This window comes from Arsenicitalea aurantiaca (genome assembly GCF_003994485.1).
Taxonomy (GTDB): domain Bacteria; phylum Pseudomonadota; class Alphaproteobacteria; order Rhizobiales; family Devosiaceae; genus Arsenicitalea; species Arsenicitalea aurantiaca.
This window is the reverse complement of the sequence record NZ_RZNJ01000003.1, coordinates 166,189-190,901: the sequence shown is the minus strand read 5'-3', so window position 1 is coordinate 190,901 and position 24,713 is coordinate 166,189. Positions and strand designations below refer to the sequence as shown.

23 protein-coding genes and 2 tRNA genes are annotated in these 24,713 nt (G+C 66.5%); 14 read left to right on the top strand and 11 right to left on the bottom strand.

The features are described from left to right. The first annotated feature begins 113 nt into the window (after positions 1-113). The 4 genes from ugpB (at position 114) to ugpC (ending at position 4,301) form a co-directional block, all read left to right on the top strand. Positions 114-1,436 (top strand): sn-glycerol-3-phosphate ABC transporter substrate-binding protein UgpB, encoded by a 1,323-nt coding sequence (ugpB, locus tag EMQ25_RS09505; protein ID WP_127188346.1) that lies wholly within the window; start codon positions 114-116, stop codon positions 1,434-1,436. An 83-nt stretch (positions 1,437-1,519) separates the two neighbouring features. After that, complete coding sequence (gene ugpA / locus EMQ25_RS09500; protein WP_127188345.1) at positions 1,520-2,404, top strand: sn-glycerol-3-phosphate ABC transporter permease UgpA; 885 nt, start codon at positions 1,520-1,522, stop codon at positions 2,402-2,404. An 8-nt stretch (positions 2,405-2,412) separates the two neighbouring features. Continuing rightward, positions 2,413-3,261, top strand: a complete 849-nt coding sequence (gene ugpE, locus EMQ25_RS09495) for a sn-glycerol-3-phosphate ABC transporter permease UgpE (protein ID WP_127188344.1) — start codon at positions 2,413-2,415, stop codon at positions 3,259-3,261. A 2-nt stretch (positions 3,262-3,263) separates the two neighbouring features. Next, positions 3,264-4,301 carry a sn-glycerol-3-phosphate ABC transporter ATP-binding protein UgpC gene (gene ugpC, locus EMQ25_RS09490; RefSeq protein WP_127188343.1) on the top strand — a complete coding sequence of 346 codons (1,038 nt, stop codon included), beginning with the start codon at positions 3,264-3,266 and terminating at the stop codon, positions 4,299-4,301. Positions 4,302-4,495: 194 nt separating this feature from the next. On the opposite strand, the gene EMQ25_RS09485 is transcribed toward ugpC, so the two are convergent. Then, positions 4,496-4,572, bottom strand: a tRNA-Pro gene (locus EMQ25_RS09485). 137 nt (positions 4,573-4,709) lie between these two features. Here EMQ25_RS09485 and EMQ25_RS09480 point away from each other — a divergent pair. Further along, positions 4,710-4,784 (top strand) — tRNA-Gln (locus tag EMQ25_RS09480). 29 nt (positions 4,785-4,813) lie between these two features. On the opposite strand, the gene EMQ25_RS09475 is transcribed toward EMQ25_RS09480, so the two are convergent. Next, a complete protein-coding gene (locus EMQ25_RS09475; RefSeq protein WP_127188342.1) occupies positions 4,814-5,020 on the bottom strand; it encodes a hypothetical protein in 207 nt (68 codons plus the stop codon). Between the two features lie 150 nt (positions 5,021-5,170). Further along, positions 5,171-5,371 carry a hypothetical protein gene (locus EMQ25_RS09470; protein ID WP_127188341.1) on the bottom strand — a complete coding sequence of 67 codons (201 nt, stop codon included), beginning with the start codon at positions 5,369-5,371 and terminating at the stop codon, positions 5,171-5,173. Positions 5,372-5,814: 443 nt separating this feature from the next. On the opposite strand from EMQ25_RS09470, the gene EMQ25_RS18185 reads away from it, so the two are divergent. From EMQ25_RS18185 to EMQ25_RS09450, 4 genes are all read left to right on the top strand, one after another. Then, positions 5,815-6,396 carry a PepSY domain-containing protein gene (locus EMQ25_RS18185; protein ID WP_192895652.1) on the top strand — a complete coding sequence of 194 codons (582 nt, stop codon included), beginning with the start codon at positions 5,815-5,817 and terminating at the stop codon, positions 6,394-6,396. Between the two features lie 3 nt (positions 6,397-6,399). Next, entirely contained in the window at positions 6,400-7,065 is a 666-nt protein-coding gene (locus EMQ25_RS09460; RefSeq protein WP_127188340.1) for a response regulator transcription factor, read from the top strand. Continuing rightward, on the top strand, positions 7,062-8,432 hold the full coding sequence (locus EMQ25_RS09455) for a sensor histidine kinase (protein ID WP_127188339.1): 1,371 nt from the start codon (positions 7,062-7,064) through the stop codon (positions 8,430-8,432). Before EMQ25_RS09460 ends, EMQ25_RS09455 begins: the two co-directional genes overlap by 4 nt. A gap of 96 nt (positions 8,433-8,528) precedes the next feature. Then, positions 8,529-9,041: a hypothetical protein gene (locus EMQ25_RS09450; protein WP_127188338.1), complete on the top strand. Its 513-nt coding sequence runs from the start codon at positions 8,529-8,531 to the stop codon at positions 9,039-9,041. Between the two features lie 5 nt (positions 9,042-9,046). Here EMQ25_RS09450 and EMQ25_RS09445 read toward each other — a convergent pair whose 3' ends face one another. From EMQ25_RS09445 to EMQ25_RS09420, 6 genes are all read right to left on the bottom strand, one after another. Next, positions 9,047-9,940 (bottom strand): CehA/McbA family metallohydrolase, encoded by an 894-nt coding sequence (locus EMQ25_RS09445; RefSeq protein WP_204569959.1) that lies wholly within the window; start codon positions 9,938-9,940, stop codon positions 9,047-9,049. Between the two features lie 11 nt (positions 9,941-9,951). After that, complete coding sequence (locus EMQ25_RS09440) at positions 9,952-11,715, bottom strand: ABC transporter ATP-binding protein (RefSeq protein ID WP_127188336.1); 1,764 nt, start codon at positions 11,713-11,715, stop codon at positions 9,952-9,954. Positions 11,716-11,770: 55 nt separating this feature from the next. Next, positions 11,771-13,318, bottom strand: coding sequence for an ABC transporter substrate-binding protein (locus EMQ25_RS09435; protein WP_127188335.1), 1,548 nt, complete (start codon positions 13,316-13,318; stop codon positions 11,771-11,773). Positions 13,319-13,401: 83 nt separating this feature from the next. Next, entirely contained in the window at positions 13,402-14,310 is a 909-nt protein-coding gene (locus tag EMQ25_RS09430) for an ABC transporter permease (protein ID WP_127188334.1), read from the bottom strand. Next, on the bottom strand, positions 14,307-15,230 hold the full coding sequence (locus EMQ25_RS09425) for an ABC transporter permease (RefSeq protein WP_127188333.1): 924 nt from the start codon (positions 15,228-15,230) through the stop codon (positions 14,307-14,309). Before EMQ25_RS09425 ends, EMQ25_RS09430 begins: the two co-directional genes overlap by 4 nt. Then, positions 15,223-16,086, bottom strand: coding sequence for a metallophosphoesterase family protein (locus tag EMQ25_RS09420; protein WP_127188332.1), 864 nt, complete (start codon positions 16,084-16,086; stop codon positions 15,223-15,225). Before EMQ25_RS09420 ends, EMQ25_RS09425 begins: the two co-directional genes overlap by 8 nt. 134 nt (positions 16,087-16,220) lie before the next feature. On the opposite strand from EMQ25_RS09420, the gene EMQ25_RS09415 reads away from it, so the two are divergent. Then, positions 16,221-16,976 carry an HAD-IIA family hydrolase gene (locus EMQ25_RS09415; protein ID WP_158626021.1) on the top strand — a complete coding sequence of 252 codons (756 nt, stop codon included), beginning with the start codon at positions 16,221-16,223 and terminating at the stop codon, positions 16,974-16,976. Then, a complete protein-coding gene (locus tag EMQ25_RS09410; RefSeq protein ID WP_192895651.1) occupies positions 16,973-17,836 on the top strand; it encodes a MurR/RpiR family transcriptional regulator in 864 nt (287 codons plus the stop codon). Before EMQ25_RS09415 ends, EMQ25_RS09410 begins: the two co-directional genes overlap by 4 nt. 1 nt (position 17,837) lies before the next feature. Here EMQ25_RS09410 and EMQ25_RS09405 read toward each other — a convergent pair whose 3' ends face one another. Beyond that, positions 17,838-18,071 (bottom strand): hypothetical protein, encoded by a 234-nt coding sequence (locus tag EMQ25_RS09405; RefSeq protein ID WP_127188330.1) that lies wholly within the window; start codon positions 18,069-18,071, stop codon positions 17,838-17,840. Positions 18,072-18,212: 141 nt separating this feature from the next. Between EMQ25_RS09405 and trkA the strand changes: the two genes are divergently transcribed. The 3 genes from trkA to EMQ25_RS09390 all read left to right on the top strand — a co-directional run bounded on the left by trkA (position 18,213) and on the right by EMQ25_RS09390 (position 23,633). After that, positions 18,213-19,598 carry a Trk system potassium transporter TrkA gene (gene trkA / locus EMQ25_RS09400; RefSeq protein WP_127188329.1) on the top strand — a complete coding sequence of 462 codons (1,386 nt, stop codon included), beginning with the start codon at positions 18,213-18,215 and terminating at the stop codon, positions 19,596-19,598. Next, on the top strand, positions 19,595-21,097 hold the full coding sequence (locus tag EMQ25_RS09395; RefSeq protein WP_127188328.1) for a TrkH family potassium uptake protein: 1,503 nt from the start codon (positions 19,595-19,597) through the stop codon (positions 21,095-21,097). The genes trkA and EMQ25_RS09395 overlap by 4 nt, the downstream gene beginning before the upstream one ends. A 145-nt stretch (positions 21,098-21,242) precedes the next feature. Continuing rightward, positions 21,243-23,633, top strand: coding sequence for a bifunctional diguanylate cyclase/phosphodiesterase (locus EMQ25_RS09390; protein WP_158626020.1), 2,391 nt, complete (start codon positions 21,243-21,245; stop codon positions 23,631-23,633). Positions 23,634-23,689: 56 nt separating this feature from the next. Here the strand turns inward: EMQ25_RS09390 and gcvA are convergent, their stop codons facing one another. Further along, positions 23,690-24,586: a transcriptional regulator GcvA gene (gcvA, locus tag EMQ25_RS09385; RefSeq protein ID WP_127188326.1), complete on the bottom strand. Its 897-nt coding sequence runs from the start codon at positions 24,584-24,586 to the stop codon at positions 23,690-23,692. Positions 24,587-24,713: the final 127 nt, after the last annotated feature.

Sequence of the window (24,713 nt, the reverse complement as noted above, 5' to 3'; positions counted from 1 at the left end):
CCGCCGTCACCCAGCCGTCGTGCGCCATTGCTACTTCCCCCGCAGTCCGCTCCGAGCGGGCCGGCGGGGAAGGGTCCCTGCCAGCAAAATCCTCGTCATGCAGGAGACACATCATGTCCGTACGCCATGTGGCCGGCCTTGCCGCCCTTGCGACTTCGCTTTTCGCCAGCACTGCCTATGCCCAGACCGAGATCGCCTGGTGGCACGCCATGGGCGGCGAACTCGGCGCCAAGCTCGAGGCCGTGGCCGAAGGCTTCAACCAGACCCAGGACGACTATCGCATCGTTCCGGTCTATCGCGGCACCTATGGCGAGACGCTGACCGCTGCCATCGCCGCCTTCCGCGCCAGCGAGCAGCCGGCAATCGTGCAGGTCTATGAAGTGGGCACCGGCACCATGATGGCCGCCCAGGGCGCCGTCTATCCGGTCTACCAGCTGATGGCCGACAACGACCAGCCCTTCGAGCCCTCCGAGTACCTCGCGTCCGTCGTCGGCTATTATTCGGACACCAGCGGCAACATCCTCTCGCTGCCGTTCAACTCCTCGACCCCGATCATGTACTACAACAAGGAAATCTTCGAGGCGGCCGGCCTCGATCCCGAGACGCCCCCGGCGACCTGGGCCGGGATGGAAGCGGCGATGAACCAGATCGTCGAGTCCGGCGCTGCCCCCTGCGGCATGACCACCGCCTGGATCTCCTGGATCCACACCGAGAACTTCTCGGCGCTCCACAACCTCTCCTACGGCACGCTCGAGAACGGCTTCGGTGGCCTCGGCGCCGAATTCGCCATGAACAACGAGCACCTCGCCCGCCATTGGGACAATCTGGCCCACTGGGAAGACGAAGGCGTGTTCCGCTATGGCGGCCCCGAGGGCGGCCCGGACGCACAGCCGGCTTTCCTTTCCGGCGAATGCGGGCTCTTCATGAACTCGTCCGCCGGTCGTGCGGCCGTGGTCGCCAATGCCGATTTCGAAGTCGGCTTCGCACCGCTCCCCTATTATGACGACGTCGTCGAAACCCCGATGAACTCGATCATCGGCGGCGCCACCCTCTGGGTCATGCAGGGTCGTCCGGCCGAGGAATACGAAGGCGTCGCGGCGTTCTTCTCCTACCTCAGCCAGCCCGAAGTGCAGGCCGACTGGCATCAGGACACCGGCTATCTGCCGATCACCAACGCCGCCTACGATCTGGGCCAGGAGCAGGGCTATTACGAGGCCAACCCCGGTTCGGACACCTCGATCATGCAGATGACCCGCGTCGAGCCCAACGAGAACTCCAAGGGCCTGCGCTTCGGCTCCTACACCCAGGTCCGTGCGCTGATCGACGAAGAGTTCGAGGCCGTGCTCGCCAGCGACAAGACCGGCCAGGAAGCGCTCGACTCGCTGGTCGAGCGTGGCAACCAGCTGCTGCGTGAATTCGAAGCCGCCAACAGCTAAACCCAACGGCTTGAACGAGGCTCGCCCCGCAAGGGGCGGGCCTTTTCCATCGCGACGGGCGCTCAGGCGCCGAAGCGGGTGACATGCAGACCAAACGCACCATCTTCTCGAACCGCGCGCTGCCGATCGCGCTCATCGCCCCGCAGCTGGTGATCACGCTGATCTTTTTCATCTGGCCGGCGCTGCAGGCGATCCGCTCGAGCTTCGAGCGCGAGGATCCTTTCGGGCTGCGCACGAGCTTCGTCTGGTTCCAGAATTATACGCGGCTCTTTGCCGACCCCACCTATCTCAGCGCCTTCGGCCGGACGCTGCTGTTTGCGACCGCCGTCACAGTGCTCGCCATGGCGTTCGCGCTGGTGCTGGCGGCGGCGGTGAGCCGGGTGATGCGGAGCGCCAACGCCTATACGACCCTCCTGGTGTGGCCCTATGCGGTGGCCCCGGTGGTCGCGGGCATCCTCTGGTGGTTCATGTTCAACCCCTCGATCGGCATATTGCCCTATGTGCTGGGCCAGTTCGGGATCACCTGGAACCATCGCACCTCGGGCACCGACGCCATGGTGCTGGTCGTCATCGCGGCGACCTGGAAGCAGATCTCCTACAATTTCCTCTTCTTCCTCGCAGGGCTGCAATCGATCCCCAATGCGCTGAGCGAAGCGGCCGCGATCGACGGCGCCGGGCCCTTCAAGCGCTTCTTCACGATCGTGCTGCCGCTGCTGTCGCCGACGACGTTTTTCCTCCTCATCATCAACGTCAACTACGCCATGTTCGACACGTTCGGCATCATCGACGGCACGACGTCGGGCGGGCCGAACCAGGCGACCAACATCCTCGTCTACAAAGTCTATGCCGACGGGTTCCTGGGGCTCAACATCGGCTCCTCGGCCGCCCAGTCCGTCATCCTCATGCTGATCGTCATCGCACTCGTCTTCGTGCAGTTCCGCTTCGTCGAGCGGCGCGTGCAGTACTGAGGTCCCAAATGGTCGAAAACCGCCCGCTGCTCAACATCGCCACCCACCTGGTGCTCATCATCGGGGTCGCGATCGTCGTCTTCCCGGTCTATGTGGCCTTCATCGCCTCGACCCAGGCCCCCGGCACCTTCTTCCGGGGTGTCACCCCGCTGCTGCCGGGGCCGGCGATGATCGAGAACTACACGACCATGCTGACCGACGGCATGTCGACCTCGGGGGCCCCGCCGCTCTGGCTCATGCTGGTCAATTCGACCTGGATGGCCGTGATCGTGACGGTGGGCAAGATCTCGATCTCGATCCTCTCGGCCTATGCGATCGTCTATTTCCGATTTCCGCTGCGGGCGCTCTGCTTCTGGATCGTCTTCGTCACGCTGATGCTGCCGGTCGAGGTGCGCATCATTCCCACTTTCGCGGTGGTCTCGAACCTTGGGCTGCTCAACTCCTATCTGGGGCTGACCCTGCCGCTCATCGCCTCGGCGACGGCGACGTTCCTGTTCCGGCAATTCTTCCTCACCGTGCCCGACGAACTGACCGAGGCGGCGCGGGTGGACGGAGCAGGGCCGGTCAAGTTCTTCATCGATATCCTCCTGCCGCTCTCGCGCACCAATATCGCGGCGCTCTCGGTGATCATGTTCATCTATGGCTGGGTGCAATATCTCTGGCCGCTGCTGGTGACCACGGATTCCCGCTACTACACGGTCGTCATGGGCATCAAGCGCATGGCCGCCTATGCCGACCAGCAGCCGCAGTGGAACCTCGTCATGGCGGCCGTGATCCTCGCCATGCTGCCCCCCGTCCTCATCGTCATCTTCATGCAGCGGCTTTTCGTCAAAGGCCTCGTGGAAACGGAGAAATAATCATGGCCGCGATCGAAATCGCATCCGTCCGCAAGGTCTATCCGGGCAATGTCGAGGCGATAAAGGGCATCGACCTGTCGATCGCCGACGGGGAGCTGGTGGTGCTGGTGGGGCCTTCGGGCTGCGGAAAGTCGACGCTGCTGCGCATGCTCGCCGGGCTCGAGACGATCAGCGCCGGCGAGGTGCGGATCGGGGACCGTGTGGTGAACCGGCTCGAGCCGGCCGAGCGCGACATCGCCATGGTGTTCCAGAACTACGCGCTCTACCCCCATATGAGCGTGCGCGGAAACCTCGAATACGGGCTCAGGAACCGCCGCACCCCCCGCGACGAGATCGACCGGCGGGTGAAGGAGGCGGCGCGCATCCTCGAGATCGAGCCCTATCTGGAGCGCAAGCCGCGCCAGCTTTCGGGCGGGCAGCGCCAGCGCGTGGCGATGGGCCGGGCGATCGTGCGCAAGCCCCGCGCCTTCCTCTTCGACGAGCCGCTCTCGAACCTCGACGCCAAGCTGCGCGGGCAGATGCGCGTCGAGATCAAGCGCCTGCAGCGTACGCTGGGCACGACCAGCGTCTACGTCACCCACGACCAGCTCGAGGCGATGACGCTGGCGGACCGGCTGGTGGTGATGAATGGCGGGGTGATCGAGCAGGTGGGGCGCCCGATCGCCATTTTCGAGCGGCCCGAAACGGTGTTCGTTGCGAGCTTCATCGGATCCCCGCCGATGAACTTCGTGCCGGTTTCCGAGCTTGGCGCCGATGCGCCGGGCCTGCCGGCGGGCACCGACCTCGTCGGCATCCGGCCCGAATCGCTTTCGCTTGAACGCCCCGAGGGGCCGGCGCTGGAATTCGAGACCATCGTCGAGCTGATCGAGCCGGTGGGGGGTGAGACCCATCTCCACCTCCGCCATACCGCAAGCGGCAGGACCCTCATCGCCCAGATGCGCGGGCGCGTGGTGGAAGCCGAAGGCAGCCCCTTGCGTCTCTGGTGCAGCCCGCGCGCGCTCCACCCGTTCGACACGCGGACGGGCCGGCGGACCGACTGAGGGCACTCGGATGGATCGGAAGGGATGACCCGGCCAGGAGGTGGAATCTCCGGCCGGGCCAAACCGAACGGTCGGCGAGACCATCCGGCAGGCCGGGTCATAGGCGAGCCTGCGTTGCGAAGCAAGAGCCGCGCGGCTACTGACGCGCAGGATAGCTAAAGAAAAACCCCGGCCTCATAGAGACCGGGGTTGATTGGTCGGAGTAGGGTGATTCGAACACCCGACCCCCTGCTCCCGAAGCAGGTGCGCTACCAGGCTGCGCTATACTCCGTCAGGGTCGGCGACGGGCTTTCGCCCGGGCCGACGCGGCGCTTTATAGACCTGCGGGGGCGGCGGTTCAAGCGGGGAGTTCGACCGCTCCGCCCGATTGTTGCGCGGCCATTCCAAACCGTGTAGGAACCCGCGCGTTGGGGCGTCGCCAAGTGGTAAGGCATCGGTTTTTGGTACCGACATTCCCAGGTTCGAATCCTGGCGCCCCAGCCAGACCAGCAGAAGCAGCGCATGCGAAACGCCTAGGGCCCCGCCTCCGGCTCGGTCTCGGTGGCGATGGTGCCGAGTTCGCCGGCGAGGTCGCCCGCGCTTTTCAGCGTGCCCATGATGATGAAGCCGAGAAGGCTGAGCAGGGCGAGGACGGCGAGGATCCCCGCGACGAGCCCGAGGACGCTCGGCCGTGGCGGGCCGCTGCGGACGGGTCGCGGGGAAGGGGTGCTCGGGTCCATCGGACGCTCGGCGGGCCTGTCGCTCAAAGCCCGGCGGGCACGAGGCTGTAGGCGCCGACCAGCACGGTGAGCGAGAGCACGAACATGGCCGAGAGTGCGGTGGTGCGGATCATTTGCTGATCTCCTGATTGTTTGGGGTGGGGGATACGATCAGGGATCGACGGTGACGGTCGGCAGGTCGACGCTGACGCTCTCGCCGCCATTGAAGACGCCGCCGAAGAGCCACAGGGCAAGCACGACGAGCAGGATGACGGCGATGATCGCGCCGATGGCGCCGAAGGGGCTGCCGCCGGTCACGACGGTCTCGCGCTCTACGGGGCGCTCGACCACTGTTTCACGTTCGATGGCCATGAGAAGTCTCCTTTGATGAGGGTCAGGGCCGCCGGCGGGGGCGGGATGGTGCGGCGGCCCCGTCGAATTGCTTCGATGGCACAAGAACCCGTGAACGACCCTCAGGTTCCACCAAGTCACTGTTTTCGTTAATGAAAAATAGCTGACAGGAAATGTCAGCGTCGCGTCAGGAAGCGCGCAAGGCGGCGCGGCGAAGGAGCATGGCGGCGCTGCGGAGCGGAGTGAAGAGCAGGACGTGGCACCAGCGCCGCGGGGGCGGGTAATGCGCCGGTGCCACCATCATCCGGCCGATTGCGGGTCGAGCCGGAAGATTGTCCTTCTGCTTCGTCGTCCATGCATGGGAATACCGGGACGACGTGCGCCCAACATAGCGAGCCCAAGCTGACAGAGATGAGGGCCTCTCTGTCAGCTTTTTGTCAGTTTCGGGAGCCTAGGATGGCGCAATGATCACCCTGTTGCGATTTGCCCGTCTTGCCATCGCCGTCCTTGCCCTTGCAGGGGCGGTGACGCCGGCTCTGGCGCAAGGCAATTCGGGGCGGCAGGGCAATTCCGGCGGACAGGGCAATTCCGACAATGCCGGCAACTCGGGCAATTCCGGGAATTCTGGCAACTCGGGTAGTGCCGGTAACTCCGGAAACTCCGGTAGCTCAGGAAATTCGAGCAACTCAGGCAACTCAGGCAACTCAGGCAACTCGGGCAATTCGGGAAACTCCGGGAACGCGGCTGGCCCGGGCAATTCCGGGGGCACGCCGGGGCGAAGCGGCGACGCGCCCGGGAGGGCGACCGAGCCTGCCGAGCCTGGGCCGGTCACGGTCGAGGAGCCCCACAGCGCGGTCGAGGCGGGCCGGGCGCTGCCATTCGAGAGCATTGCCGGGATCGCCCGCGGTGATGGCGGTGGCGAGATCATCGATACCCGGCTCCTGACGGTCCAGGGCTTCCTGATCTACGAGGTGCGCATGCTGCGGCCGGGAGGCGCGGTGGAGACCCAGTATTATTATGCCCGCTCCGGCCGGCGGGTGCGCTGAGCGATGCGGGTTCTGATTGCCGAAGACGATGCACGCATCGCCGACACGCTCGTGGCGGCGCTTGCGTCTGCCGGCTTCGTCGCCGAGGTGGAAGCCGATGGGGAAATCGCCCACTACAGGGGCGAGAACGAGCGTTTCGACGCGGTGCTGCTCGATCTGGGCCTGCCGCGGCTCGATGGGCTGACGCTGCTCAAGCGCTGGCGCAAGGCGGACATCCAGGTGCCGGTGCTGATCCTGACGGCGCGCGGCCAGTGGGAGGAACGGGTCGAGGGAATCGAGGCGGGCGCGGACGATTACGTGGTCAAACCCTTCCGCGTCGAGGAAGTGGTGGCGCGGGTCAAGGCGCTGATCCGCCGCGCGGGCGGGCACGCTTCCGCGCGCATCGCCATCGGGGACCTGATGCTCGACACGCAGATGATGCGGGTGACCCGCAACGGCTTCCCGATCAACCTGACGCGGCAGGAATACCGGCTCGTCGCCTTTCTCGCGCACCAGCGCGGACGCGTGGTCTCGCAGATGGAGATCGTCGAGCATCTCTACGCGCAGGATTTCGACCGGGCGTCGAACTCGGTGGAGGTGCTGGTGGGGCGCGTGCGCCGGCGGCTGGGCAGCGATATCATCCGCACCCGCCGCGGGTTCGGCTATTATATCGGGGACGAAGCCGAGTGAGCTTTGCATCCCTGAGGCTGCGGCTGCTGCTGCTCGCCGCGCTGCTGGTCGCTGCGGCGGTCGTTCTGGCCGGCATCGCGCTCCTGCTCCTCTTTGGCACGCATCTGGAGCGGCGGGTCGGCGCGGATCTCGAAGCCAATCTCAACCGCGCGGTCGCCCTCATCATTCCCGAAGCCGAGGCGCCGACGCTGCGCGCCAATCTCGCCGATCCGCGCTATGCGCTGCCGCTGAGCGGGCTCTATTGGGAGATCGAGGATCTGGCCTCGGGCGCGGTGCTGAGATCCCCCTCGCTCGTCGATGCCGCACTCGATGCGGAGGAAACCGATGAAGGGCTGATCGAGATCGAGGGGCCGGGCGGGCAGGTCCTGGTCGCGGTGTCGCGCCTCGTGCGGTTCCCGGTGGAGGAAAGCGAGCGCGCTTATCGCGTGACCGTCGCCGAAGACCGCTCGGTGATCGACCGGTCCATCATTGCCTTTGGCGGGGAAATGAGCATTGCGCTCCTGCTCCTCGCGCTCGTTCTCACCTGTGCGGGCACGCTGCAGGTCTATCTGGGGCTGCGCCCGCTCGAGACGGTGCGGGCGCGGGTCGAACGGGTGCGGCTCGGGGAGGCCGAGCGGCTCGAAGGCGCTTTTCCCGACGAGATCGTGCCGCTCGTGCGCGAGGTGAACGACCTGCTCGAGGCCCGTGACAAATCGATCGATTTCGCGCGGGCGCGTGCAGCCGACCTCGCCCATGGGCTGAAGACCCCCCTTGCGGTGCTGGCGGCGACCGCCAACCGGGCGCGAGAGGCCGGTGACGAGGACACCGCGCGCTTTCTCGAAGAGCTCTGCGAGGAGATGGACGAGCGGATCGATTACCAGTTGCGGCTCGCGCGCCTGCGCCTTCGGCCCGAATCGCATGTGATGACTGCATCGCTGAAGGCTGCGGTGCTGCGCATCGCGCTCGTGTTGAAGAAGACCCATGCGGGCGAACTCATCGACTGGGAGCTGCAGCTGGGGCCGGACGTGGCGGTCAATCTGGACCAGCAGGACCTGATCGAGCTCGTCGGCGTGGTGCTCGAAAACGCCTGCCAATGGGCAGAGAGCCGCGTACGGATCGGCGCGATGATGCTGGACGGGTTTGTCGAACTCTCGATCGAAGATGACGGGGTGGGACTGACCCGGGAGCAGATGGAGCGGATCGGTGAGCGCGGCCAGCGGCTCGACGAGACGCGGCGCGGCACGGGGCTAGGGATGGCGATCGCCAAGGAGATCGTCGCACTCAACAGGGGGGCGATGACGCTGGAACGCTCCCAACTCGGTGGGCTCGCCGTGCGGCTGCGGCTGCCCGTCTCGCCCGGTCCGGGCGGGGACGCGGCTGCGGGCTGAGGGGCCCGCCATCAGCCTCGCCTATCGCATTGATAGGATGAGGATCCCGCTTCGAGCAGGCATGCTCGGAGGGCTTTGAAGCCAAGGGAGAGGCAGATGAAAAGATCAGGAGCGGGCCGCGTGGCCCTCGGGCTTGTGGCGAGCCTTGCACTCGCCGGCACGGCGATCAGCCAGCAGCAATCGGGAACGGTGGGATCCGGACCGCCCGAGGACATCTTCCTGGAGTTCAGCCTCAACGGGGCGGGGGAGCTTCAGATGTCCGAGGACCAATTCACGCTCGCCTGGGGAGGCTATTACCGGTTCAACCTCCTCTGTCCCGGCGACGGGCTCGAAAACGAGGCGGGGGTCAGCTTCATCGCGGACAGGTTCTGGCGGGACGCCCATATCCGCATCGTCAGCGTCAGCGACCCCGAGAGCGGGTTCCAGGAGGTGCCGGAGATCAACTTCCACATGCAGGGCATGCAGGTGGGGATGATCGATTGCGAGGGCCTCGACGCCGCTGCGCGCGTGAGTTTCTTTCCCATGCGCCGCGGCAGCTACGACTTCACCGTGATCAATGACACGGTCGAGCCCGTCGAGACCCTCACCGGGACGTTCGTCGTCGAATAGGGCGATCAGTCGATCCGGGCCGGCTGTGCCCATGCGCGGCGGCCGGCCCCGTCGGTGACGACGAGCCGACACCAGGACCCGGCAAAGCTCGTAAGCGCCAGGCGGGCTTCGGTGATCCCATCGCCATGGACGGCGGCCGACCGGGCACCACGGCCGGCAAGCGCGATCGAACGAACGGGCGAGGTGGTGACGACGAGGCTGTCGCCATCGCGCCGCACATCGTGGATCTGGGGCCCCTGGCTCGCGTAATAGCGGCCCGCTTTCAGGGCTTCGAGGATCGTTTCGGGAGCCATGTCCTCTGCCTTGACCATCACCCAGCCGCCGAACGGGTCGTTGCTCTTGAAATGGGCGTCGTCGGCGGCAAAGCCGGTCAGCATCCGGCCCTCCTGCAGCAGCTGGTCGAGGAGCGCGACGCCGTCCGGACGGGCCGAGAGCATCTCGCAGGTGTGGTTGTAGATCTCGACCGCATGGGCCGCGTCGATCGAGAGACCGTCCGCGGTATTGAGCCCATACCATTGGGGATGGGCGATGCCGACAAAGGCTCCGGCCTCACGCGCGCGACGGGCAAGGTCCGGGCCGGCCTCGCTGTCGCCTGCAGCGGCGAAGTCCGACGGCAGGCCGACCGCGAGGATGTGCCAGTGATCCCCGAGATGAGTCTGCGGCCCGTGGAGCTCGGCGCCGAGGAGCGTGGTGAAGCCCTCGGTTCTGAACGGCGTCGTGTCGGTCAAGGGGAAGCCGAAGCGGTCGAGGAAATGATCCGAGATGCAGAGGAAATCATAGCCCGCTTGCCGATAGCGGCGGCAGACCTCCGCGGGTGGCAGCGCGCCGTCCGAGCGGTCCGAATGGGTGTGGAGATTGCCGCGAAGGAAGCGGCCGGGGGCGGAAAAGGCGTCGAGCATCAAAGGACCTTTCAGGAGGCGAGGACGAGATGGCCGTCGCCGAAATCGTCGTAGCGGGCGGCGGGCGCGGCATAGCCGATCGGGTGGATGGGGGAGCGCAGCGCAACCACCGGCGGCGCCTCGCGGCGGCGGTTGGCCGGATCGGGCGTGGGCACGGCCGCAAGGAGGGCGCGGGTGTAAGGATGGCGCGGATTTCCAAAGACCGAGGCGCGCGGGCCGATCTCGACGACGCGGCCCATATACATGACGGCGACGCGATGGCTCATGCGCTCTACGACGCCCATGTCGTGGGAAATGAAGAGGTAGGAGATGCCGAGCTCGGCCTGCAATTGCTGCAGGAGCTCGACCACCTGCTTCTGGATCGAGACGTCGAGCGCCGACACGGCTTCATCCGCGACGATGAGCTTTGGCGACAGCCCGAGCGCACGGGCGATGCAGAGGCGCTGGCGCTGGCCGCCGGAAAACTCATGGGGGTAGCGGCTCATGTGCTCCTCGCCCAACCCGACGCGCCGGAGCAGCGAGACGACGCGATCCCTGAGCGCGCTGCCCCGCTCCATGCCGTGGATCAGCATGGGATCGGCGATCTGCTCGAAGGCGGTCTGGCGCGGATCGAGCGCGGCATAGGGGTCCTGGAAGATGATCTGCATGTCGCGGCGGCGGCGGCGCAGACGCGCCTCGTCGAGCCCCAGCACATCCTCGCCCTCGAGCGCGACCGAGCCCGAGAGCGGATCGACGAGCCGGACGATCGAGCGGCCGGTGGTGGACTTGCCGCAACCCGATTCTCCGACGAGCGCGAGGGTTTCGCCCCGCGAGATGGTGAGGCTCACATCCTCGACCGCGTGCACATTGGCCACGTGCCGGCCCAATATGCCGCGGCGGACGGGGAAACGGGTGACGAGGTTGCGGACCTCGAGGAGCGGGGTCGGCGTCTGGGGCACCGTTTCGGGCGCGGGTGCGGAGCCCAGCCGCGGGACGGCGGCAAGCAGCGCCTGGGAGTAGCTCTCCTCGGGGGCCGAGAAGAATGGGCCGACCGCGGCTTCCTCGACCTTGCGGCCATGGCGCATGACGAGCACGCGGTCGGCGATCTCGGCGACGACACCCATGTCGTGGGTGATGAAGAGCATGGCCATGCCGTTCCCTCGGGCGAGCGAGCGCACGAGATAGAGGATCTGGGCCTGGATGGTGACATCGAGGGCGGTGGTGGGCTCGTCGGCGATGAGGAGGCTCGGCCGGCAGGCGAGCGCCATGGCGATGACGATACGCTGGCGCATGCCGCCCGAGAGCTCGTGGGGATACTGGCCGAACCGGCGCTCGGGCTCGGGGATGCGCACCTTTTCGATGAGCGCGAGGGCTTCGGCGTTCGCGGCCTCGCGCGAGACGGGGCGGTGGGCGCGGATGGCCTCGGCGATCTGCTCGCCGATCGGATAGACTGGATTGAGCGCCGTCATCGGCTCCTGGAAGATCATGGCGATCTCGTTGCCGCGCACGGTGCGCAGCGTCGGCTCGTCGGCGCGTGCGAGATCGAGGGTTTCCCCATTGCGGCGGCGGAAGCGGATCGCGCCGCTCGTGAGGGTGCCGCCATTGAAGCGGGTCAGCCCGAGGATCGACATGGCGGTGACCGATTTTCCCGATCCCGATTCCCCGACGATGGCGAGGCATTCGCCCGGCGCGACCGAAAAGCCGAGCCCGTCGACGGCGGTGAGGGTGCCCGCATCATTGGCGAAGGTGACACTGAGGTCGCGGACCGACAGCAGGGGATCGCTCGGGTTCATCATCGTTCTCCGGATCGGGGGGATGCTGGCGGGCCGAAGCCCGCCGGCGGGGAAAGCGTCAGTCCGCGAGCGCGATCGAGCCGGCGCGGAAGTCGAGCACGTAGGGGATGTGCCCCGGCAGCGGCTTCCACTCGACGCTCTGGCGAAGCCCGTAGGATTCATAGGGCTGGTAGAGCGGCAGGACGGGCATCTCGTCGGCGACGTATTCCATGATCTCGGCATAGGCCGCCTTGCGCGTCTCGACATCGGTCGAGTAGCGGAAGCGCTCCCACATCTCGACATAGGCCTCGTTGGGCTGCCAGGTGTTGCCGATGCGTGCGCCGCCGGGCGCCCACATGGTGCCGTAGGAGCCGGCGGGGTCAGCGAAATACATCGGGTTGGACCAGTTCCGGCTTTCCAGTGCGCTGGGCTCGCCCCAGGAATTGGTGACGTTGAGATCCATCTCGACGCCGACGGCCGCCCACATCTCCTTTATCGCCTGCGCGGCGAGGAGCCCGTTGGTGTAATAGACCGCATCGGTGTCGAAGCGGATCGGCGTGCCGTCATAGCCGGCTTCGGCGAGCAGTTCGCGGGCGCGCTCGGGATTGTAGGTGAAGGTCTCGAGCTCGGGCATGTAGAGCTCGCCATACTGGGGATAGGTGTGGGTCGAGGGCACGACCGCTTCGCCGAGCCAGAGGGCCTGGTTCAGCAGATCGCGGTCGATCGCGAGGCTGAGAGCCTGGCGGATGCGCTTGTCCTCGAGCTTGGGATGCATGGCGTTGTAGATGACGACGTGGAAGAGCGGCGTCACCGCACCCTCGACCTTGAGGTTCGGGTTGTTCTCGATGGTGGCGAGCTGGTCGGGCGGCACGTTGGTGATGATGTCGACCTCGCCATTGGCGAGCGCGGTGAGGCGGGTCGCCATTTCCGAGATGCGGCGCATCTCGAAGCGTTCGAGCGGGGCTTCATCGCCGTAATAGTCCGCAAAGCGCTCGTAAACGAGGTTCTCGCCGGGCTGGAAGCGGGTGATGCGGTAGGGGCCGGTGCCGACCGGAGCGAGGGCGAAGGCCTCGAAATCGGCGATCTCGGCGGTCTCGGCATCGCCCGTCAGGCCCATGATGTAGGCTTTGGGGACGATGTAGCCCTGCTGGGCGTTGAGCAGGGTTTCAAAGAGCGGCTCGGGATTGATGGTGGTGAACCGCACCCGATAGGTATCGAGCGCCTCGACCTTCTCGAAATTGGTAAAGAACTGGGTCTTGATCGACTTATATTCGGGGGTCAGCTCGTCGATGATGCGGTGGAAGGAGAACACCACGTCCTCGGCGGTCATCTCGGTGCCGTCATGGAACAGCACGCCCTCGCGCAGGGTGACCTCCATGGTGGTTGGGGAGGTCTGCTCCCACTCGGTGGCGAGGCCCGGGGAGAAGACCGCGCCGGCCTGGCTATAGTCCTTCTCGATCAGCGGATCGAAGGCGTTGACGTAGTTCTGCGAGCCGACATTGGAATGGTCGCGGCCGGGGTCGACGAAGCTCGACATGTTCTGCGTCGCGACGGTCAGTTCGGCCGCGGCGAGGGCGGTGGTGCCGAGGAGCACGGCGCCGAGAGCAAGGAGGATGCGGTTGGTCATGGTTTCCATCCGGGTTTTGGGACAAGGCTCTCCCGTTCCGCCCGAAGGCGGTTGTGCGGAACGGGAAACGGGAAGGCGTCAGGCTATTTGAGACGCACGTCGAGCGCGTCGCGGAGCCAGTCGCCGATAAGCAGGACCTGCAGCGACACCAGCATGATGGCAAGCGAGGGCACGATCGCGATCCAGGGTGTCGAGGCGAGGAAGTCGCGGCCGAGGCCCACCATCGATCCCAGCGTAGCGGTCGGGGGCTGGACGCCGAGGCCGAGGAAGGAGAGTGAGGATTCGGTGAGGATCAGGGCCGAGAAGGTCATCGTCCACACCACGACGATGGGCGAGGCGATGTTGGGAAGCACGTTGCGCACGAGGATCCGACCGCGTGGCGCGCCGGCGGCGATCGCCGCCTCGATGAAGGGCAGCCGCGAGACCGTCAGCACCTGGGCGCGCACGATCCGGGTGTAGCTTTCCCAGCCGGTGAGCCCGATGACGCAGATGAGCACGGGGAGCGAATTGCCCAGGAGCGCGATGACGAGGAGCGCGATCAAGGTGAAGGGAACCGCGATCTGCACGTCGACCGCGCCCATGATGACCGCGCCGATACGGCCGCGGATATAACCGGCGATGGTGCCGAGCACGGTGCCGAGGATGAGGCTGATGAACGAGCCGATAAGCGCGATGCCGAGGGTGAGCCGCAGCCCGTAGAGGGTGCGCGACAGGAGATCGCGCCCGAGCTGGTCGGTCCCGAGGGGATGGGCCGGATTGGCGCCGGCAAACCCCACCGGCGGCAGGAGGCGCGAGAGGAGCGCCTGCGCATTGGGATCGTAGGGCGCGATCCAGGGCGCGAAAAGCGCGAGCAGGATGACCCCGGCAAAGCTCGAGAGGCAGATCTTCATGCCCAGCGACGTCTTGCGCCAGAGGCGGGTGATCCGCCCCGGCCGTCCCGGCGAGGGGATGGCGGGGGTGAGGACGGGAAGGGGGGAGGCGATGTCGGTCATGATGCTGCAACCTTCACGCGGGGGTCGATCACGGCGTAGAGCAGGTCGACGATGAGGGAGACGGTGACGACGAGCACGGCGATGAGGATGACGCCGAACTGCAGGACCGGGTAATCGCGCCCGATCGTGGCGTAGACGATGAGGTCGCCGACGCCCTTGGTGGCAAAGATGGCTTCCACGAGCACGCAGCGCGCGACCATCCCGGCGACCTGGAGCCCGATGATGGTGACCACCGGGACCGCCGCATTGCGCAGCGCATGCTTGCCGATGACCATGTGTTCGGGCAGGCCCTTGGCGCGGGCGGTGCGCAGATAGTCCTGACCCATCACGTCGAGCATGGCATTGCGGGTGAACCGCACGATCTCGGCCAGCATGGGCAGGGCGAGGACGATTGCCGGCATGAGGAAATGGAGCGGCGTCGTCGATCCCGAACTCGGCAGCCAGTGGAGCTGGAACGAGAAGACGAGGATCATCATGATGGCGAGGACGAAATTGGGCGTCGCATAGCCGATGAAGGCGATGGTCATGATCGCCGAGCCGATGGGGCCCTTGCGGTCGAGTGCGGCGACGATGCCGAGCGGTAGCCCCGCGAACGTCGCAAGCCCGAGGGCATAGACGAAGAGCGTGATCGTGTTGGGCAGGCGCTCGGCGTAGATGTCGATGACCGGACGGCGCTCCCCGAGGCTGATGCCGAAATCGCCGGTGAAGAGCCCCTGCAGATAGCGGCCGAACTGGACCCAGATCGACTGGTCGAGCCCGTAATGGGCCGCGAGCGCCGCCTGGACGGTCGGATCGGATCCCGGCGGCAGCATGAATTCGACGGCAGGACCGGTGAGCCGGGTGGCAAAGAACACCGCCGTGATGACGATGACGATGGTGAGGACGCCCCCGAGGACCCGGCGGCCGAGATAATCAAGCATGTTCGACCTCCCGATCCGTCTCGACGGCGGTGAAGGGACGGTGGGGTGCCATCCAGGGCCGGACGCCGGATGCCGCGAAGGGCATGCGGGCCTCGAACGGGTCTTCGCCATGGACGCGGAGCGACAGCATGCCGTCGGCGATCTCGAGCATGGCGTGGGCGCCGGCGGGCCGGGGCATGGTGGTGAAGCGCTCGCTCAGCGACTGGATGGTGATGTGCCGGATGCCGGCGACGCTGGTCACCGTGTTCCAGTGCACATGGCCCGAAAGCCACGCGGCGACGCGCCCGGTGGCCTCGACAGCCTCGCGGATCAGGGCGTGGTCGGGATAGCTCGCGTATTGGGGATTGTTCTGGAAATAGTAATTGCCGATCTGCGAGTGCCCCGAAACCGGCACATGGGTCGCAACGATCGCGGGACGTTCGTCTGCAAGCAGCGTCTCGACGAGCCAGTCGAGATGCGGGGCGGTGGCCGCAAAGCCGTGCGGCCGGGTGATGCGCACGTCCGGCTGCCAGGCAAGAAGGCGGAACTCGCCCAGATCGATCACCCGGTTCTGCATCGAAACCCCGAAGATCGCCTCATTGTCGGCAACCGAGAGATTGGCGACGTCGTGATTGCCGAGCACGTGGACCCGCGGCAGGGCGGTGCGGGCGAAGGTTTCGACCACTTCGGCCATCACCTGCCGGTCGGCCTCGGGGCTTGTGTCCGAGATGTGGTCGCCCAGATCGAGCAGCAGGTCGGCGCCCTCGGCCTCTGCCCAGTCGATGGCGGTTTCTAGCGCTTCGAGCGCATTCCAGCCCTCGAGCTTGGTGTGGGAAAGCGGACCATGGTGGATGTCTGTGACGATGGAGATCTTCATGGTGGGCCCCTGCCGTTTGCGATGGCGAGAGGCCTAGCGCGGGTCCATGACAGTACGATGAACTTTCCTCATTTTTTCATGTTTGACATATTGAGCATTCCTCAATAGGGCTCGGTGAAACGATGGAGGGTGATTTGTCCGCCTTGCTTTCCGGTGCCGCCGGTTTTCTGATCGACCTCGACGGAACGCTCGTCAGCGGCCGAACCGTGCTGCCCGATGCGCACTGGCTGCTGCAGGAGGTGGGCGAGCGCTTCGTGCTCGTCTCCAACAACAGCGAACACACCCCCGAGCAATTGTCGCGGCATCTGCGCCAGATCGGGCTGCAGATTCCGCCCGAGCGGATGGTGCTTGCCGGAACGACTGCGCTCGGACACATCGCCAAAGGCCAGCCGGGCGCACGGGTGCTGCTGCTGGGCAGCCCTGCGCTGCGTGCCCATGCCCGGCAGATCGGGCTGGAGCTCGTCGAAGACCATGCCGATGTCGTGCTTGTGACGCGGGACCGCAGGTTCACCTATCAGCGCCTCGCCCAGGCGGCGCGAGCCGTGGCTTCGGGGGCCCGTCTGGTCGTCGCCTGCCCCGACCGCAATCATCCCGGCCCGCGCGGCCAGCCCGTGCCCGAAGCAGGTGCGCTGGGGCTCGCGGTCGCCGCGGCGGGCGGGGCGGAGCGCTACGAGATCATCGGCAAGCCCGAGCCGCTGCTTTTCGAACTCGGATGTGCAAGGCTCGGCATCGCGCCATCGGACGGGCTGATGATCGGGGACAATGCGGAGACCGACGGGGCAGGCGCCCTGCGGCTCGGCATGGGCTTCCTGCAGGTCCGCAAGGGACTGATCCGAACCGCGCTCGCCCGGCCTGCGCCGGCCCCGCACCAGGAGGCTGCCATCGCATGAACCGACCCGATCCTTCCCTTGGCGGCATCATGAACCGGCTTGCCGCGCTGACGCCGGGCCTGCCGCCGACCGCGCGGCGCATCGCCGAGTTCATCGCCACCAACGCCCAGGACGTGGTGCACATGTCGGTGACCGAGGTCGCCGAAGGCGCCAATGCCAGCGAAGGCAGCGTGATCGGGCTCTGCCGGCTGCTGGGGGCGCGTGGCTTTCAGGAGGTGAAGCTGGCGCTGGCGCGCGATCTCGTGCAGCCGATCCAGTTCATCCACGAGGACCTGGCACGCGAAGACGGCACCGATGCGATCATCTCCAAGATCTTCCGTTCGGGCCTGCAGGCGCTGCAGGATACCGAGAAGGCGCTGAACCGGGTGGAGGTCGAGCGCGCGGTGGCTGCGATCCGCGCTGCGCAGCGTGTCGAGGTGTTCGGCATCGGCAGCGCCGCCCCGATCGCCGAGGACGCCAATTACCGCTTCCTGCGCATCGGCATCAATTCGCGCGCGAGCGTCGATAGCCATGTGCAGGCGATCACAGCGTCGCTGGCGGGACCCGAGGTTGCGGTGCTGACGATCTCCCATTCGGGCAGCACGCAGGAAACGCTGGCGGCGACACGCATTGCCAAGGAGGCCGGCGCGACGACCATTGCCATCACCAATTTCGGCAAATCGCCGCTGCTCGCCCACACCGACATCGTGCTCAACACGCTGGCGCGGGAAACCCAGTTCCGCACCGAGGCGATGACGAGCCGCATCGCCCAGCTCGCGATCGTCGATGCGCTGATCGCCTGCCTTGCGCTTGCCGATTATGACCGCGCGCTCTCCACGATCAACAGCACCTTCGAGGTCCTGACCGCCAAGCGGGTCTAGCTCACTCCCGGCTCGTCCAGCGCGCGACGACATCGGCCTCGGCCGCGCCGGAGGCGCTGCCTGCAGCGACGGGGCGGTGGTGGACGCTGATCACGGTGAGGTGGTGGACATCGCCTTCGAACGGCGCCGCGACGCGGTCGCCCGGGGAGGGGACGGAGAGAAAGTCGAACGCACCCCAGTCCTGGCTGCCGGAGCGGCCGCCAGCGCGTTCCACGATGAGCCTTGCAAGCGGCATGTCGTGCGCTCCGGTAAGGTTCGGAAGATCAGTATGCGGTGAGGCGCTCCTGCTGGCAACGCCTTGCGCCGGGGTACGGCTTGGCTTGCGCAGCCAGTTGGGATAGGACGGCGGCGACCGAGCCCACGCTCCGGAGGCACAATGAAGGTCATCATCTGCGGCGCCGGCCAAGTGGGCACGACGATCGCCCGACACCTCGCCAGCGAGGGGGCCCATGTGACGGTGATCGACAGCGATCCCGAACAGGTCCGCCGAATCGATGCCAGCTATGACGTGCGCGGCATTGTGGGACACGCATCCCACCCCAACATCCTCGCCAAGGCCGGGGCGCGCGACGCGGACATGCTGGTTGCCGTGACGCGCTCGGACGAGGTCAACATGGTGGCCTGCCAGGTCGCCTATTCGCTCTTCAAGGTGAAGCGCCGCATCGCGCGGCTGCGCCATGCCGGCTATCTCGCCCAGGACAAATCGGGGCTGTTTGCGGCCGAGCACCTGCCCATCGACGTCATCATCTCCCCCGAGATCGAGATCGCCGAGGGGATCGCGCGACGCCTGCGCACGCCCGGGGCCTTCGACATGGTCCCGCTCGCCAAGGGGCTCGTGGAGCTTCTGGGCCTTCATATCGAGCCGGGCGTCTGCGCGGTGACCGGGGAGCGGGTTGGCGACATCGTCGAGGGGTTCGACGGCGAGGACATGAGCATCGTCGCCATCGTGCGGGGCGGGACCAGCTTCGTGCCCGAGCCCGAGGATCGGCTCGAGCCGGGCGACGACGTCTATGTGGTCGCAAGGCACGAGCGGGTCGGGGACGTGATGTTCGCCTTCGGGCACGCCGAGAAGGTCGGCCGCCGGCTCGTCATCGTCGGGGCGGGCAATGTGGGGTTGCACCTCGCGCGCAAGATCCGTCGGACCTCCCCGGGCGTCGACATCAAGATCGTCGAATCGAGCCGGGAACGGGCCGAATTCGTGTCCCAGGAGCTGGGAGGGAGCGTGATCGTGCTGCACGGGGATGCCCTCGAGCGCCAGGTGCTGGACGAGGCGCAGGCCGGGCTCGCCGAGACGATCGTTGCCGTCACCAATGATGACGAGACCAACATCTTCACCTCCGTGCTCGCCAAGCAGTCCGGCTGTCGGCGCGCGATCACGCTGGTCAACAAGCGCTCCTACGAAACCCTGATCCCGACGCTCGGGATCGATGCGGTGGTGAGCCCGAGCGCCGTCACGATCTCGACCGTACTGCGCCACGTCCGGCGCGGCGCCATCTCGGCGCTCTACACGCTGCGCGAGGATTTCGGCGAAGTGGTCGAGGCCGAGGTGGACGAGGGCTCCCGCCTGCTGCGCCGGCCGCTGGACGAGCTTGGTCTGCCCAATGGCATGAAGATCGGGGCGGTGTTGCGCAACGGCACGGTGATCTTTCCGCCCGCCGATTTCCGCTTCGAGGTGGGCGATCACGTGATCGCACTCGTCACCTACAGCTATCTGAAGCTCGCCGAGGCCCTCTTCGGGGCATCCTCCGGACGCGAGCAATGAGCAGCCAGCCGATCCAGACCCTGCAATTGGGCGGGGCGACCATACCGGGGATCCGGCCGGTCTTCTATCTGGTCGGCACCGTGCTGCTGGCGACCGCCATCATGATGGTGCCGCCGCTCCTGGTTGATCTTTATGTCGGCAATGGCGACTGGCGATCCTTCGGGCTCGCGGCGGCGATTTCCGCCATCATCGGCGGTGGCCTGATGGCCTCGTGCCGCGGCGCGCTCAAGGGCGGGCTGACCCTGCGCCAGGCCTTCCTGCTGACCCCAACGAGCTGGTTCAGCGTGGCGGTGGTGAGCGCGCTGCCCTTCTATTTCTCCGATTACGGGATCGTCAGCGGCAGCCTCGCCGATGCGGTCTTCGAAGCGGTCTCGGGCATCACGACAACCGGCGCGACGGTGATCTCCGGCCTCGGCGAAGCGCCCCCGGGCATGCTGCTGTGGCGCGGCCTGCTCCAATGGATGGGCGGGATCGGGATCATCGCCTCGGCCATCGCCATCCTGCCTGCTCTCGGCATCGGCGGCATGCAGCTTTTCCGCACCGAATCCTCTGATCGCTCCGAAAAGGCATTGCCCCAGATCCGGCAGATCGCGACGGCTATCGGCGGGATTTATCTCGGCCTGACGGTGCTTGCGGTAGGTGTCTACTGGCTTGCAGGCATGGCGCCGTTCGATGCAGTCGTGCACGGGCTGACCTCGATCGCAACGGGCGGCTATTCGACCTCCGACGCCTCCTTCGGGGCCTGGGAGGATAATGGCATCCAGTGGTTCGCAACCGCCTTCATGCTCTCGGGCGCCATTCCGTTCGTGCTCTATGTGCGACTGGTGGCCGGCGAGGGGCGGGCGCTGTGGGACAGGCAGGTGATGACCCTGCTCGCCTTCGTCGTCATCGTCGCCTTCGTGCTCGGCCTCTGGCTCGCGATCTCGGGCCAGTACGCGCTCGAACCCGCATTCCGCCACGCCGCCTTCAACGTGGTCTCGGTCGTGACCACGACCGGGTACGCGACCACCGACTACCAGAGCTGGAGCAATGCGGCGATCGGCATCTTCTTTGCCCTGACCTTCATCGGGGGCTGCACCGGCTCGACCTCGGGCGGCATCAAGATCTTCCGCTTCGAGGTGATGGGCGTGATGCTGCGTGCCCATTTCATGCGCCTGATCTACCCGCGCGGCATGTTTCCGCGCACCTATGCCAACCGCACGCTCGACGACGAGGTGATCGGCTCGGTCGTTGCGTTCTTTGCGGTCTATTTCTGCTGCTATGCGGTCTTGACCATTGCGCTGATGGCGCTCGGGCTCGATTTCCTGACGAGCTCGAGCGGTGCGACGACCGCGCTCTCCAATGTCGGGCCGGGGCTTGGCGAGATCATCGGCCCGGCAGGCAATTTCGGCCCGCTGCCCGATGGCGCCAAATGGCTCCTCTCCTTCGGCATGATGCTGGGGCGGCTCGAGCTCTTCACCGTGCTCGTGCTCTTTTTGCCGCGCTTCTGGCGCGGCTGAGCGGGCGCGCAGGCCTTTTGCGAAGGGCTTTCGTAACCGTCTCAGAAGATAGCGCCGCCGGAGCCATTCTGCGACAGCGCGGAAAATGCTACGGCAGTGCCGATGGGCCGCATTGCGCCGTCCAGGAGACGGAAGCGCGAAGCAGATGATGACCATCCTGGCGTGCATCGCCGACGATCACAATGCGTGGCTGATCATGCTTGCGGCGCTGGTCTGCGTCGCGGGCTCATGGGCGACGGTGCGGCTCTTCAACCGCGCCGCGGCGACCCGTTCGACCGAAAAGGCGGCCTGGCTGCTGCTGACCGCCACAGTCACCGGCGCGGCGATCTGGTGCACACATTTTGTCGCCATGCTGGGCTACGATCCGGGCACGCCGATCGGCTTTGATCCGGTGCTGACGATCATTTCACTGCTGGTCGCGATGGCCGGGGCCTATCTCGGCTTCCTGATCGCGGCACTCGAGCTGCGTTTCGCGCCCATCGTGGGCGGGCTGGTGGTCGGGCTCGCCATCGTCGTCATGCACTATACCGGCATGATGGGCTACCGCGTGCAGGGCCTCGTCAGCTGGGACATGAATTATCTGGTCGCCTCGATCATCGTGTCGTGCGGCTTTTCGGCCGCGGCGCTGCAGATGCTGCGCGCCGATCGGGGCAAGGCAAGCACCTATGGCGGAACGGCGCTGCTGGTGCTGGCCATTGTCGGGCTGCATTTCACCGGGATGACGGCCTTCCGGGTCGAGCCCATGCTGGTCGACGGCGCGTTCTCCAATCCGGCGGCCCTGAGGGCGCTCGCCATCGCGGTTGCCGGCGTCGCGCTCGTCATCGTGGCCGCGGGCCTCGCCAGCAACATGATCGACGACCACGCCCGGGCGCGCGCGGCCGATGCGCTCACCAACATGTCGAGCGGGCTCGTCATGGTTTCTGCCCAGGAACGGATCACCCTCTACAATCGCCGCGCCGCGGAGATCTTCGGGCTTGAGCAGGCCAACATGGCCCTCGAGATGAAACTCGGCGATTTTCTCGGTCTGATCGGCAGCCGCGCCGGTTGGGAGCCCTCGCGCATCCGACGCGTGCTCAACAACCATCGCGTCTGGTTTGCCAAGGACACGACGACCCGCGTGGAGCAGGAATTCGAGGACGGGCGCGTCGTCGCGGTTGTCTGCCGGCCGCTGCCCGAGGGCGGCGCGATCCTCACCTATGAGGACATGACCGAAGCGCGCGAGGGCCAGAAGCGCATCGCGCACATGGCCTATCACGACACGCTGACGGGCCTCGCCAATCGCCGGCTCTTCTCGGAGACGCTGGCGACCGCCATGGGGCCGGACGGCCTCGCGCTCCTCATGATCGACCTCGACCGGTTCAAGGCCGTCAACGACAAGTTCGGGCACAATCTCGGCGACGAGGTGCTGGTGCAGGCGGCCGCGCGGCTGAAGGCCCTGGCGCGCCCGAACAGCACGGCGTTCCGGCTCGGCGGCGACGAATTCGCCATCATCCTCGAAGGCGAGGTCGAGGCGGCGCGCGGGCTCGCCCACGACATCGTCGCGGCGATGACCGCGCCCTTCGCCATCGGCCCGCACATTGCGCGCATCGGGTGCAGCGTGGGCATCGCGTCGACGCTGGCCGAGGAGGATCCCTCGACCATGCAGCAGCGCGCCGATCTTGCTCTCTACAAGGCCAAGAACCAGGGCCGCGGGCGCGTCGAGACCTATCGCGACGGCATGATGGAGGAGGCGGCCGAGCGGCAGTTCTTCGAGGAAGAGCTGATCCATGCCGTCGAGCGTGGCCAGCTGGAGCTCTACTACCAGCCGCTCTTTGCGCTGCCCGGGCGGCGCCTCAAGGGCTTTGAAGCACTGATCCGCTGGAACCATCCGGACCGCGGGCTGATCTCGCCGGCCGACTTCATCCCCATCGCCGAGGCGTGCGGCGCCATCGAGCGGATCGGGGCCTGGATCATCGACGAGGCGTGCCGGCAGGTCGGAAACTGGCCGCGGGACCTCTATGTCTCGATCAACGTCTCGCCGATCCAGATGCGCTCGCCGGCGATCCTGACGCAGATCCACCAGGCGCTCGAGAGCTACGGGCTCTCCCCCCGTCAGGTCGAGATCGAAATCACCGAGACGGCAATGGTCGACAACAGCGAGCAGATCGCGGCGACGCTCGCAGGCTTCCGCGCGCTGGGCATAAGGGTGGCGATCGACGATTTCGGCACCGGCTATTCCTCGCTCGCCCATCTGCGCGAGTTCAAGGTCGACCGCATCAAGATCGACCGCAGTTTCGTGGGCACGGTGGGCCATGATGCGAGCGCCGACGCCGTGGTACGCGCCGTCATGGGCATTGCGCGGGAGCTTTCGATCGAAACGACGGCCGAAGGCATCGAAACCGAGCAGCAACTCGAGGCTCTGGTCAAGCTCGGCTGCGGCACGGCCCAAGGCTATCTCCTTGGCCGGCCGATGACCTCCGAACGCGCCGGCCATCTGCTCGAAGCCGCCCCCAGCAACATCCTCGCCTTCCGGCTCGAAGCGAACTCGGGCACTTGAACAGGCCGCTCACGCGGCCTGCGCACCGCGCTGCTGATTTCGAGCGAGGTGCCGGGTTAGCTTCGGGCGATCTGGTCGAGGATCCAGCGTCGGAAGAGCTTTACGCGCGGCAGTTCGCTCTTGGCCGCGGAGGTGACGAGGTAGTAGCCGCCGGGTCCGGCGATCCGGACGGGGAAGGGGGTGACGAGCGTGCCGTTGCGGATTTCGTCCTCGACGAGGAAGCTCGGCAGGAGCGCGACGCCGAGCCCTGCGATGGCCGCCTGGATAATCATGAAGAAATGCTCGAGGCTCGGCCCCCAGCGCAGGTGATCGCGATTGGCTCCGACAGAGCGGAACCAGTGCTCCCAGCCATTGGGGCGGGTCGAGTGGCGGATCAGCCGGTGATGGCGGAGCGATTCATAACTGGTGATCGGGTGCGGACCATCCATCAGCACCGGGCTGCACACGACGAGGATTTCCTCGGCCATCAAAGGATCGACGATCGCGTCCTGCCAGTTGCCGTGCCCGAAGCGGATGGCGACGTCGATCCGCTCCTTGGTGAAATCGAGCTCGCCATCGGACGAGATGATGTTGAGCGAGATTTCCGGATGCGCTTCCTGGAAGGAGGCGAGGCGCGGCAGGAGCCAGCGCGTGCCGAAGGTGGGGAGCATGCCGATCGAGAGCGTGCCCTTGCCGTCCTTCGATGAGATCAGCTCAACCGTGCCCGCCTCGATCAGATCGAGCGAGTCGCGCACGAGTGCGTTGTAGAAGCGTCCCTCATCGGTCAGCTCGATCCGCCGGCTCTGGCGGGTGAAGAGCGGCACCTGCAGATAATCCTCGAGGCTGCGCACGAGACGGCTCGCCGCGCTCTGGGTGACGTTGAGCTCCTCGGCGGCACGGGTGAAGCTGTTGTGGCGGGCAACCGCCTCGAAGGTTCGCAGGGCGTTGAGGGAAGGCAAGAGGCGACCACGCATGGGATGCCATTCTCTGAAGTCATGGAAGGGCGATCTTTATGCGGCTTGCGGCCGACTGCCAAGCGGCTAGTTTTTCCTGACGGGCCGCCCGCCGGCCCCCAATCCGCAGCCATCACGGACAGAGGCT